The following is an 11,533-nucleotide window of genomic DNA, read 5'->3' as shown; positions in this document are numbered from 1 at the left end:
ATAAAGGGCTTTTGCTGTTTTTTTCGTATATTTGTGTTTTCTTTTTCTTCTGTGTTTTTTTGTTTTGAAAGCGAGTCCTGAAAAAAGAGTCAATTAGCACTTGCTAACATCCCCAAAAACCACTAAAATCCCGCTTTTCCCGTGACCGGAAGGTCATTTTGTGGACACAGATTAACTAATTTTGAGATAGATACTAATGGTAACCATTCGTTTATCACGCGGCGGCGCTAAGAAAAAGCCTTTTTATCATGTAGTTGTAACAGATTCACGTATGCCACGTGATGGTCGTTACATCGAACGTGTAGGTTTCTTTAATCCTATGGCAAAAGGTGCTGAAAAGAACCTTGAAATCAGCCTTGATCGTATTGATCACTGGGTTGGCCAGGGTGCAGGCACGTCAGATCGCGTTGCAAACCTGATCAAGCAAGCGCGTAAAGCAACTGCTGCTTAAGATCTTTCTGGTTGTATTGCAGGCAAGCTAATGGCTGAGCAGGCTACAATCGATGGGTCTGATGAAAATCGACTAATTTCGCTGGGTAATATATCCGGCGTTTTTGGTGTGAAGGGCTGGGTAAAGGTGCATTCTTTTACCGACCCGAGAGAGAAAATAGTCAAATACGGCACCTGGCAAATAAAACACCAGGGAAAGTGGCGCAAAGTAGAACTTGCTGGCGGAAAACGTCAGGGTAAAACCGTTGTTGCCAAGATAGCCGGATTAGATGATCGTGATGAAGCAATGCTTTACCAGGGTGATGAAATTGCTATTTACCCAGATCAGTTAGATAAGCTGAAACCGGGTGAATATTACTGGCATCAACTGACGGGGCTGAAAGTAGTGACCACAGAAGGTGTTGAGTTAGGCTCAGTTCATCATTTGCTTGAAACCGGCGCCAATGATGTATTGGTCGTTAAGGGTGACAGGGAACGATTAATCCCATTTACCGTAGGTAATGCCGTTATTGAGGTAGACCTCTTAACAGAGATTATCACTGTTGACTGGGATCCAGAGTTTTGAGATTTGATGTCGTAACATTGTTCCCAGAAATGGTGGAGAGCGTTGCGGATGTAGGTGTTTTGGGCAGGGCGGTTAAAAACGGCCAGATTCAGTTAAATAGCTGGAACCCGAGAGATTATACAAAAGATAAACATCGCACCGTTGATGATCGCCCATATGGTGGTGGTCCCGGCATGTTAATGAAAGTGGAACCACTTAAGTTAGCAATAGAGGGTGCGAAGAAGAAAGCGGCGAATAGTCGGGTGATTTACATGAGCCCACAGGGCAGAAAAGTCACTCAGCAGGATGTAGTGAAATTCGCTGAGCAACCGGGTTTGATTATAATCGCCGGTCGCTATGAAGGAATAGATGAACGTATTATCGAATCCCATGTTGATGAAGAATGGTCGATTGGGGATTATGTACTAAGTGGAGGGGAGTTACCCGCACTGGTGTTGATAGATGCGATAGCTAGAATGATTCCCGGTGTATTGGGGGATGAAAATTCAGCACAACAGGATTCGTTTATGCAGGGCTTGTTAGATTGCCCTCATTACACGCGACCAGAAGAGATTGATGGTCGTAAAGTGCCACAGGTACTGCTTAGTGGAAATCATCGAGATATAGATCGGTGGAGATTGCAGCAGAGTCTGGGGCGAAGCTGGTTAAGGCGAGCGGATTTAATAGACGCCTTAAACCTGACAGATGAACAGAAGCAGTTGTTAGAAGCCTTTCAACAGGAACATAGCAACTCTTAACATAAATTTTATATATTGGTGGAGTAAGACCATGAGCAACATCATCGCAGCAATTAATGCGGAACAGATGAAAACAGATATCCCTGCATTTTCATCAGGTGATACCGTTATCGTACAGGTTAAAGTTAAAGAAGGTGATCGTGAGCGTTTACAGGCATTTGAAGGTGTTGTAATTGCTAAGCGTAACCGTGGTCTGCATTCAGCATTTACAGTTCGTAAGATTTCGAACGGTGAAGGTGTTGAACGTGTTTTTCAGACACACAGCCCAATGATTGGCAAAATTGAAGTTAAGCGTCACGGTAAAGTACGTCGTGCCAAGCTTTATTATCTTCGTGGTCTTACTGGTAAGGCTGCACGTATTAAAGAAAAGTTATAAGTTTCTTTTTGCGACAGGTGATATAAAAAAAGGGGCTGTGTGTCCCTTTTTTTGTGCCCGTTATATTTTTAAACCTTGAGCCTACAGGATTATTTGTACTGCTTTTATGAAAAGTATCAAACTATTTTTTTTCATGTTTCTATTGTTTCTTCAGCCCCTGCTTGCTGAAGAAAGTCAGGATGTATTAGAAGACAAAACACAGGAAAAAAGACTTAAGCACTTTGAAAATATAGATGAGTTAGTCAGTTTGCGTGCGCCTGGGCTTGCGTTAAATTATATCAGGCGTGAACAACCTGAATATAATAAGGAAGCTCCGTTGAGCTGGCTTTACTGGGAGCAGAAACGTGTTTCATTATTAAAATATATGCATCTATGGAAAGCTATAGATGCACGTGTAAATCAGCAAAGTAAAAATCTTGCCAGTTTCAAAGTAGCTACAGCAGATAGAAACTGGTTTTTAACAGAGCAATTACGAGCATTGATAGAATTAAAACAATATCAGCTCGCTCTTTCAAAAACGCGTCAGTTATTATGGAATGCCAGTAGTCTGGTGCGTACCAATACATATGCTGCATGGCGACGTATTATTATTCAGATATATTTAAATCAATCCAATACAAAAGATGCACAAATTGCCATGCGCCGTTATCAGCAGGACTATGGTGAATTACAAAACGAAGATGGTGTAAGCTGGTTGCAGTTACAGGCAGAGTTGTTGATTCAGTTAAAGCAATATAAAGAAGCTATTTTATTATTAAAACAGATTGATAAGCCTGAAGCACAGGCGCTGGCATTATTGGCAAAAATAAATGCAAAAATGATATCTCCTCTAAATGCACTGGACAGTGCACAACTGGTTCTTGCAAGTATTAGTGAAGATGAAATTCGCAAGAGTTTATTTCAGTATGTGGCTCTTGTTGCTGCCCTTGCAGCTGATGAAATTGATCAGGCTATAATAATGCTTGAAGTTTTGTTGCCGCAACAGCAGTCTGGTCTTTCTGACTCTTTAATTCGTATAGGCGGTATTAATATAAATGCAGATAGCTTATGGGAGCTTTATTTTAAGAAAGGTAATTTAGTAGCGAATAAAAAAGGCCTGTTAAAAGGTGATGATGTTAGCTGGTATGCGCTAGGTAGTAATTTATTTCAGTCTGATCCATTAACGGCCAAGTCATTGTTTGCAGTGCTGTCAATAAAAGCAGGGCAAAAAAAGCATCGTGAGCTTTCAATGAAACAACTTGTAAAATTAATCGATATTAATCAGCAGCCCTTAACACTGGTTAATCATCTTTTTACTCAATCAGAATATATTTCGAATATATCTGATGTGGTTCCCGAGGTGCGTTATCGTTTGATCGATTTCAATCTTTCTCGCTCAAATGTCAAAGCAGCAGCTGCTTTAATGTCAGATCTTAAACAGCCTCCAGAAGACCAGCCTCAGTTTGACTGGAGCCTTCGTCGAGCGAGGGTGCTAATATTAAGTGGTTCATTTAAACAAGGGGCTAACGTTTTAAGTGAAATGTTAAGTCATGATGAAATTGAATCATTTCAGGCAGAAAAATATTTACAGGTCGTATTTGATTTGCAGGCGGTTGAACAGCATCAGATATCGTTAGATTTATTTAATCAATTACAAAAACGAGTAGATGATGTTCGTTTAAACCGTGAGCTTATGTTCTGGAAAGCTGAGTCATATCATGGCCTGAAACAATATGATCAGGCAGCATTTCTGTTCCTTAAATCAGCTCGTTCACCTGATAATATATATGACCCCTGGTATCACACAGCTACATTTAGAGCTGCGGAAAGTCTATTTGAGGCAGGATTATATGAAGATGCAAAACAACGATATTTACATTTGCTGAAAATCACTCAAAATGCGGCGCGAAAAGCGGTGATAGGGCAGCGTTTACAGGCAATTCAGCTACAACGTCAGTCTTAATATCTTTGTATATCAATATTAAAAAAATCAGGGGTTGAATTTTGCCTTATACCCCCCCATCTGAGAGAGCAGTTTATAAATTTAATATTAATGATTTTTCTCGGAGTCCCTAATGAGCGTCGAAGCCTATAAAGAAACCCTCGAATTCCAGGCAGAAGTGAAACAGCTGCTTAAGCTGATGATTCACTCTCTGTATTCAAACAAGGAAATATTCCTACGTGAGTTGGTATCAAATGCATCAGATGCATGTGACAAATTGCGTTTTGAAGCACTGGGTAATGATGATATTTATGGGGGTGATTCAGAGCTTAAAATTCATATCGAATTTGATAAAGAAGCGAAAACACTTACGATTTCTGATAACGGTATTGGTATGTCTCGTGAAGAGATTGTTGATAATATCGGTACAATCGCAAACTCAGGCACTAAAAAATACCTGGATTCTTTAACCGGCGACCAGATGAAAGACTCTCATATGATCGGTCAGTTTGGCGTGGGTTTCTACTCAACTTTTATTGTTGCTGACAAGGTAACAGTTAAGTCTCGCCGTGCTGGGCAGGCTGCTGATCAGGCAGTTTTGTGGGAATCTGAAGGTGAAGGTAGTTACACACTGGAAACGATAGAAAAAGATGCACGTGGTACGGATATTATTCTGCACATTCGTGAAGCTGAAGAAGAATTTCTTGATAGCTGGCGTTTAAAAACAATTATTCACACTTATTCTGATCATATCTCTCTGCCTATTACTATGCCTAAAGATCCGGAGCCTGTTTCAGAAGATGAAGAAACTAAAGATGAAGTAGTTGTTCCAGAAAATGAAGTCGTTAATAAAGCTTCTGCATTATGGGCGCGTGCAAAAAGTGAAATTAAGGATGAAGAATACCATGAGTTTTATAAACATATAGCTCATGATTTTGAGGCGCCTATGACGTGGAGTCATAATAAGGTTGAAGGGAGTCAGGCATATACTTCACTATTATATATTCCTGCTAAAGCACCGTTTGATATGTATGAGCGTGATCGTAAGCAGGGAATTAAATTATACGTAAAACGTGTATTTATTATGGATGATACCGATCATCTAATGCCTCAATATTTACGTTTTATTCGTGGTGTGATTGATTCAGATGATCTGCCGTTAAATGTATCCCGTGAGATTTTACAGCACAATAAAGTGATTGATAAAATTAAATCTGCATCTGTTAAAAAGGTGTTAGGTTTACTTGAAAAAATGGCAAAGAATGATGCTGAGCAATATGCCACTTTCTGGAAAGCATTCGGTAATGTCATGAAAGAAGGCCCTATAGAGGACTTTGCAAACAAAGAGCGCATTGCTAAGTTATTCCGTTTTGCGACTACTGAAACAGGTAGTGCAGAGCAGACGGTTTCCCTGGAAGAATATATTGGCCGTATGAAAGAAGGTCAGGAGCAGATTTATTACATCACCTCCGATAGTCATGTATCAGCCAAAAACAGCCCTCATCTGGAAGTATTTAAAGGTAAAGGGCTGGAGGTGCTGTTATTATCAGATCGCATAGATGAGTGGCTAGTTCAGCATTTGATGGACTTTGAAGGTAAGTCATTACAGAATATTGCGAAGGGTGATCTTGATCTGGGTAGTTTTGAAGATGAAGAAGAAAAGAAAGCTCAGGAAAAAGCTGAAGGAGATTTGAAAGGTATTGTTGAGCTAATGAAAGAAAAGCTTGTAGACAAAACCAAAGAAGTTCGTATCACGCATCGACTAACCGATTCTCCATCCTGTCTGGTTCTGGATTCAAATGACATGGGTATGCAGATGCAGCAAATTATGCGTGCAGCAGGCCAGGATGTTCCTCCAAGTCAGCCAATTCTGGAGATTAATCCAGAGCATAAACTGATTAAGCAGTTGAAAGATATGGCTGACCAGGAAAAATTTGAAAATTGGTCACATATTCTATTTGATCAGGCTATGTTAGCTGAAGGTGGTCAGTTAGAAGATCCTGCCGCATATGTTAAACGTGTAAATGATATGTTAAATACATAGGTTTACTGTTTGTTTTTATCTGAGATGAATGAATTTTAGGATCAGATAAAAATAGTAAAGGTGTATTGAAATTAAAATGCTCACCCAAAAGGGTGGGCATTTTTTGTTTACCAGTTATCAAAATGAGCATTTCTTTGGAAAAGTGGATGAAAAGTAGTGGTGATAGAACTATAATTTCGCTACTTAAAACGATTAACAGGGAAATGTTTAAACTATTAGCCTGTCAAAATGTATAAATCTACTACCTTATTTTCTATTCTTAAAAGCGGCCTGTCCGGGTTGTTGCTACTTTGTTTGTTGCTTTCATTTAATGTATCCGCCTCTGGTAAATTCAATACACAGAAACGCTATTTATATGTGCAACCAGGCCAGAGCATATTTAGCATTGTTAAAGTTCTCTATCCCGGTCAGCAGGATCAATGGGGTAAAATAATTAAAAAAGTAGTTCGAGTAAATCCACATGCATTTATTGGTGCGGATGCTACAAAAATTCAGGTAGGTGAACGTATTGAGCTACCAGCCACTTCTTCAGGTTTTAAGTCACCATCAGTCAATAAACCAGTTGCTTTTAAACGAATACAGGCAGTCGGACAGGTTATAAAAAACAGAGGTAAAACATTCGTAATCTCTAATAAAAATAAAAAGCGAGATCTTGATATAGGTAGTGAAATATTTGTTGGTGACAGGGTTTTTACGGGTGTTAAAGGTTTTATTCGTTTAAATATGATAGATGAGGCGAAAATAGATTTACGCTGTAACAGTGAAATGTTAATAGAAGATTATCAGTTATTACGTGGCGGTAATCGTAGTGTTATTTATCTAATTAAGGGTAGTGTTAAAAAAATCACAGGGACTATTGGAAAAATGGCCGACGATATTTATGAAATGCATACACCATTAGCTACAGTCGGTGTGCGTGGTACAGAATATGCTATACGTGTATTACAGCAATATGGTTGTGATGGTAGTCTTGATGTAAATAGTAAAGGTTTGTTTGTAAAGGTTAATCGCGGTGCAATTGATCTTAAAAGTAAAAAAGAAAAACTGGCTTTAAATGTGGGTGAGGCTGCTCATCTGGCTAATGTTCAGAGTGATTTAAAAAATATTGAAGTAACAAGTGGAATTTTTGGTAAGGCTAACGAAGATGATAAAAAGCGTTACTTCTTTGGTTCTGTCCTATGGTTGATATTATTAGCACCAGTTGTTTCAATATTTAGAAAACACATTGCTTATGGAAACTGATGGTCAGCAAAGATTAGATAAGTGGTTATGGGCTGCTCGTTTTTTTAAAACACGCTCATTAGCCGCGGAAGCAGTTTCAGGTGGTAAAGTGCATTTAAACGGAGACAGGGTTAAACCATCTCGTAATATTAAAGTTGGCGATCACTTGCAAATTACCCGTGGGCAGTTTGAGTTTTCAATCACCATAGAAGGGCTTAATAAAAATAGAAGACCCTCTGTTGAGGCTAAAATGCTTTATGCAGAAAGTGAAGAAAGTATTGATAAGCGAAGTAAACTGGCTCAATCATTGAAAATATTAAATGCAAATATGCCCTATAGTGAAAAACGCCCGAGTAAAAAACAACGCAGGCAAATAGTGAAATTAAAACGTACAGAAAACTAAAAAATCACATTGTATTTTTTCTGATATGAAAATATACCTTTTAAGGTATACACCAGTACTTAACATTCTGAGCTTCAAGAAAATCAACAGCATCCTTCCCGTGCAACATAGCAAATGTAGAGATCATTCCTGCTTCTATACATGTGTTAGCTATTACGGTAACAGATCGAGGCGCATCTGGGATGGGGTGCCCTGTTTTTGGGTCGAGTATATGGCTATACCGGACCCTGTTTTTAATAAGGTAACGTCTTGCATCTCCGGATGTTGCTAATCCGCCGTTATACAATGCTAGTTTACCAGCTGATTTTTCACCGGTATGTTCGGGGTTATCCACGCCTATTGTCCAGGGCGTGTTCTCTTTTCTTGGTTTGTTACAGGCTATATCGCCACCAAAATTAATCAGAAAACTGTGGTCAGTATATTTGTTTAATATTTTAGCAGTTGAATCCACCGCGTATTCTTTACCTATGCCCCCCAGGTCTACTTCCATGTCGTTAGGCAGGGTGATTGATGGGGGGTTCCAGATCGCTTTTTTCCAGCCTATTTTAGGTATTATTTCATTTACCTGCTCTTGTGTAGGGATGTTATCGCTACCATCAAATTGCCATATTTTTCGTAATACTCCTGATGTGATATCAAATTTTCCATCAGTTAATTCAAAACACTGATCGGCAAAATTAAACATTAATGTGGTTTCATCATCAACGTCAACGGGTGTGCCATTAGAGTTGTTTATAGCGTAAATAATATTGTCTGTTCTATAACGGCTAAATTTATTTTCTATACGTTTAGCTTCGTTATAAGCATGTTTTGTAATTAATGTTATAAGTTCTTTATCTAATGTTTCAAGCAGAATTTCGCAAGGACATGCCATTGCATTAAAGCGACCAATACTATGATTTTTTTTAATTTCTATTGTTATATCGTTCACTTGAACAGCCATAGCTAGTGAGTTAATGAATGAGTGCGATATAACCTTACATAGAATGTAGAGATGTGTATAGAATGTTTTGTAAGTATAGTTATTATTAACAACTGTTAATTCAATAACAGCTGTTAATAATATTGTAAGTGTTTATTTTTTGTTTAGTGCCTGAACGATTGTTTTTTCAAGTTGATTTTTCTGATTGTCTTTAAAACCTTTATGTACATTTACTAAGTTTCCTCTTCGATCAATCAAATAGGAAGTCGGCATTACTTTTAATTTGTACATGTCAGGTGTTTTACCTTCAGGGTCGTAAGCAATTTTGAATTTAGCAGGATTTTTCTTTAGGAATTTTTTAGCGGCAGGTCGATCGCTATCAAGGTTAATAGCAATTATTTCAAAACCTTTTTTTCCGTATCGACTCTGCATGTCATTCATAAAACTGAATGATTTTTGGCAGGGTTTACACCAGGATGCCCAGAAATCAACGTAAACTACCTTATTCTTATAATTAGATAACTGTATCTTGCCTTTATCACCATTGAGTGAAAAATCCGGTGCTTTTTGAGCGAAAGATTGTGACGAGACGGTAATTAATAGCAGTGTAATAACGCTATAAAAAGACCTGAGCGGATTAAACATGAAATTTCTCCAAATCATTGTGCTGCATAAGAATGCATTAATATAAGATTGTTTAAATTGTGGCTTTTGTATTTTAGTTTATCTTTCCTTAAGGTTTCATTAAATGCTGCAATTTAATTGATTTCAAATGTCTTCAGTGGAACTGTGATAGCGCTCTCAAATATACTGAATTCCTTTATAAATTACCCGTTGTTGTGCATCAGTTATTGTGTATTTCGATAATCAAAAAATATTGATATAAATTCTGATAGAAGAAAGCTAAAGAAATAAGCCTGGCGCTCAACCATATTGAATAATCTCGTTTTTCTATTTTTTTGCAAGATACGGGTTTTTAGAGCATTTTTAAGAGCATGAGAGTTATAGGTGGAGTTATATTGCTGTAAAAATATTATAAATATGGTAGATTTCGGTGCATTGCGCTCGCTTGGTGCGTTAGACGCTCAAAAGTAGTGCATTCTATTTATTTTAGTAAAAATAAGGGCAAAATATGAAAATGGTAACAGCAATCATCAAGCCATTTAAGCTGGATGAAGTGCGGGAATCACTCGCTCAAATAGGTGTTCAAGGTATAACCGTAACGGAAGTTAAAGGGTTTGGCAGACAAAAAGGTCATACTGAGTTATATCGCGGTGCTGAATATGTAGTGGACTTTCTACCTAAGGTTAAGATTGATATCGCTATAAAAGCTGATGCGCTCGAACAGGTGATTGATGCAGTAAGGGATGCAGCTAACACAGGTAAAATCGGTGATGGTAAAATTTTTGTATCTGATCTTGAGCAGGTTATCCGTATTCGAACGGGTGAATCTGGTGAAGAAGCTATCTAGTTAAGAGTCTTATTTAAATAAAAAGTTATATAGCTACTTTAAACAGTAGCTATAAAAAGTATTATTCTAGATTTTTGTATTAGGAAATAATGAAATATGAAAAAAGCATATTCGAAATTTATTGCAACCTGTCTGCTGCTTTTATTGCCGGTATCGGCATTTGCTGAAGACGCTATGAATGGTGCAGATACAGGCTGGATAATGGCCGCTACTGCACTGGTATTATTTATGACACTGCCGGGTCTGGCAATGTTTTATGCCGGTTTGGTACGTTCACGTAATGTACTGTCAGTATTAATGCAGTGTTTTGCCATTGCCGGTATGGTGTCCATACTCTGGTTGACGGTGGGTTACAGCCTGGCATTTGGTGAAGGTAATGCGTTTATTGGTGATTTTAGTAAGGTCATGTTATCTGGTTTAGAGCGTAATACGGTCTCGGGCACTATACCCGAATCATTGTTTATGCTGTTTCAAATGACTTTCGCCATAATTACGCCCGCATTGATTATTGGTGCATTTGCTGAACGTATGAAGTTTTCTGCCATGTTGTTATTTAGTGGTGTCTGGTTGTTACTGGTTTATGTTCCTGTTACACACTGGGTCTGGAGTGAAAGTGGCTGGTTATACCAAATGGGATTGTATGATTTCGCGGGCGGTATAGTTGTCCATATAACAGCAGGTGTTGCGGCACTGGTGGCGGCTATTGTGATAGGTCCACGTCGTGGTTTTCCCGGCACGGCAATGATGCCACATAATATGACTATGGCGATTGCCGGTGCAGGTATGTTGTGGGTAGGCTGGTTTGGTTTTAATGGTGGTAGTGCGCTTTCTGCTAATGGTAATGCATCCATGGCGATGTTAGTGACACATATTTCTGCTGCAACCGGTGCAATGACCTGGATGGCGATTGAATGGTTTCGATTTGGTAAGCCGAGTGCATTAGGTGTTGTTACAGGTATGGTTGCTGGTTTAGGCACAATTACTCCAGCGTCTGGCTTTGTTGGTCCTGGTGGTGCTTTAATTATAGGTTTACTTGCAGGTGGCGTGTGCTTTACAGCTACTCAGTATATTAAGCGCGTATTGAAAATTGATGACTCACTTGATGTCTTTCCCGTTCACGGTGTAGGTGGAATATTAGGCACATTATTGGCTGGAGTATTTTCTGCGACAAGTCTGGGTGTTTTTAGTGGTTATGGTTTCGCTGATGGTATTACCTCTATAGCGGGTCAGCTTAAAGTACAGTTTATTGGTGTCATCGCTACTATCATTTTCACTGCAGTCGTAAGCTGGGTAATTCTTAAAGTAATTGATGCCATGATTGGGCTGCGTGTTACTGAAGAAGAAGAAATTGAAGGTCTGGATATCGTACTTCACGAAGAAAGAGGGTATGACTTATAAAGATAGTCGTCAGTCATAAGTAAAG

At 38.7% G+C, this 11,533-nt stretch carries 12 protein-coding genes; 10 read left to right on the top strand and 2 right to left on the bottom strand.

All coding sequences use genetic code 11. The features are described from left to right. Positions 1 to 196: 196 nt before the first annotated feature. From DIZ80_14160 to DIZ80_14125, 8 genes are all read left to right on the top strand, one after another. Entirely contained in the window at positions 197 to 451 is a 255-nt protein-coding gene (locus DIZ80_14160; protein RDH81245.1) for a 30S ribosomal protein S16, read from the top strand. Positions 452 to 481: 30 nt separating this feature from the next. Next, positions 482 to 1,015 (top strand): ribosome maturation factor RimM, encoded by a 534-nt coding sequence (locus DIZ80_14155; protein ID RDH81244.1) that lies wholly within the window; start codon positions 482 to 484, stop codon positions 1,013 to 1,015. Next, complete coding sequence (gene trmD / locus DIZ80_14150; GenBank protein ID RDH81243.1) at positions 1,012 to 1,752, top strand: tRNA (guanosine(37)-N1)-methyltransferase TrmD; 741 nt, start codon at positions 1,012 to 1,014, stop codon at positions 1,750 to 1,752. Before DIZ80_14155 ends, trmD begins: the two co-directional genes overlap by 4 nt. A gap of 31 nt (positions 1,753 to 1,783) precedes the next feature. Next, positions 1,784 to 2,128: a 50S ribosomal protein L19 gene (locus tag DIZ80_14145; GenBank protein ID RDH81242.1), complete on the top strand. Its 345-nt coding sequence runs from the start codon at positions 1,784 to 1,786 to the stop codon at positions 2,126 to 2,128. A gap of 106 nt (positions 2,129 to 2,234) precedes the next feature. After that, positions 2,235 to 4,070, top strand: coding sequence for a hypothetical protein (locus tag DIZ80_14140; protein RDH81241.1), 1,836 nt, complete (start codon positions 2,235 to 2,237; stop codon positions 4,068 to 4,070). A gap of 112 nt (positions 4,071 to 4,182) precedes the next feature. Continuing rightward, positions 4,183 to 6,093 carry a molecular chaperone HtpG gene (locus DIZ80_14135; GenBank protein RDH81240.1) on the top strand — a complete coding sequence of 637 codons (1,911 nt, stop codon included), beginning with the start codon at positions 4,183 to 4,185 and terminating at the stop codon, positions 6,091 to 6,093. 228 nt (positions 6,094 to 6,321) lie between these two features. Continuing rightward, a complete protein-coding gene (locus DIZ80_14130) occupies positions 6,322 to 7,335 on the top strand; it encodes a hypothetical protein (GenBank protein ID RDH81239.1) in 1,014 nt (337 codons plus the stop codon). Beyond that, positions 7,325 to 7,717 carry an RNA-binding protein gene (locus tag DIZ80_14125; protein RDH81238.1) on the top strand — a complete coding sequence of 131 codons (393 nt, stop codon included), beginning with the start codon at positions 7,325 to 7,327 and terminating at the stop codon, positions 7,715 to 7,717. Before DIZ80_14130 ends, DIZ80_14125 begins: the two co-directional genes overlap by 11 nt. A gap of 40 nt (positions 7,718 to 7,757) precedes the next feature. Here the strand turns inward: DIZ80_14125 and DIZ80_14120 are convergent, their stop codons facing one another. Further along, positions 7,758 to 8,660 carry an FAD:protein FMN transferase gene (locus DIZ80_14120; protein ID RDH81237.1) on the bottom strand — a complete coding sequence of 301 codons (903 nt, stop codon included), beginning with the start codon at positions 8,658 to 8,660 and terminating at the stop codon, positions 7,758 to 7,760. A 132-nt stretch (positions 8,661 to 8,792) separates the two neighbouring features. After that, positions 8,793 to 9,302, bottom strand: coding sequence for a hypothetical protein (locus DIZ80_14115; GenBank protein ID RDH81236.1), 510 nt, complete (start codon positions 9,300 to 9,302; stop codon positions 8,793 to 8,795). A 469-nt stretch (positions 9,303 to 9,771) separates the two neighbouring features. Between DIZ80_14115 and DIZ80_14110 the strand changes: the two genes are divergently transcribed. Further along, positions 9,772 to 10,110 carry a P-II family nitrogen regulator gene (locus DIZ80_14110; GenBank protein ID RDH81235.1) on the top strand — a complete coding sequence of 113 codons (339 nt, stop codon included), beginning with the start codon at positions 9,772 to 9,774 and terminating at the stop codon, positions 10,108 to 10,110. A 96-nt stretch (positions 10,111 to 10,206) separates the two neighbouring features. Continuing rightward, positions 10,207 to 11,508, top strand: a complete 1,302-nt coding sequence (locus DIZ80_14105; GenBank protein RDH81234.1) for an ammonia channel protein — start codon at positions 10,207 to 10,209, stop codon at positions 11,506 to 11,508. Positions 11,509 to 11,533: the final 25 nt, after the last annotated feature.

The organism is endosymbiont of Galathealinum brachiosum (genome assembly GCA_003349885.1).
Lineage (GTDB): Bacteria > Pseudomonadota > Gammaproteobacteria > SZUA-229 > SZUA-229 > SZUA-229.
Note: the sequence above shows the minus strand (reverse complement) of the source record. Positions and strands in the feature narration are given on the sequence as shown.

Bases quoted from the DNA above. Each gene is read 5' to 3' on its own strand.
- DIZ80_14160 (RDH81245.1), top strand. From the start codon at position 197: ATGGTAACCATTCGTTTATCACGCGGCGGCGCTAAGAAAAAGCCTTTT.
- DIZ80_14130 (RDH81239.1), top strand. From the start codon at position 6,322: ATGTATAAATCTACTACCTTATTTTCTATTCTTAAAAGCGGCCTGTCC.
- DIZ80_14155 (RDH81244.1), top strand. From the start codon at position 482: ATGGCTGAGCAGGCTACAATCGATGGGTCTGATGAAAATCGACTAATT.
- DIZ80_14135 (RDH81240.1), top strand. From the start codon at position 4,183: ATGAGCGTCGAAGCCTATAAAGAAACCCTCGAATTCCAGGCAGAAGTG.
- DIZ80_14110 (RDH81235.1), top strand. From the start codon at position 9,772: ATGAAAATGGTAACAGCAATCATCAAGCCATTTAAGCTGGATGAAGTG.
- DIZ80_14140 (RDH81241.1), top strand. From the start codon at position 2,235: ATGAAAAGTATCAAACTATTTTTTTTCATGTTTCTATTGTTTCTTCAG.
- DIZ80_14125 (RDH81238.1), top strand. From the start codon at position 7,325: ATGGAAACTGATGGTCAGCAAAGATTAGATAAGTGGTTATGGGCTGCT.
- DIZ80_14120 (RDH81237.1), bottom strand. From the start codon at position 8,660: ATGGCTGTTCAAGTGAACGATATAACAATAGAAATTAAAAAAAATCAT.
- DIZ80_14115 (RDH81236.1), bottom strand. From the start codon at position 9,302: ATGATTTGGAGAAATTTCATGTTTAATCCGCTCAGGTCTTTTTATAGC.
- DIZ80_14105 (RDH81234.1), top strand. From the start codon at position 10,207: ATGAAAAAAGCATATTCGAAATTTATTGCAACCTGTCTGCTGCTTTTA.
- DIZ80_14145 (RDH81242.1), top strand. From the start codon at position 1,784: ATGAGCAACATCATCGCAGCAATTAATGCGGAACAGATGAAAACAGAT.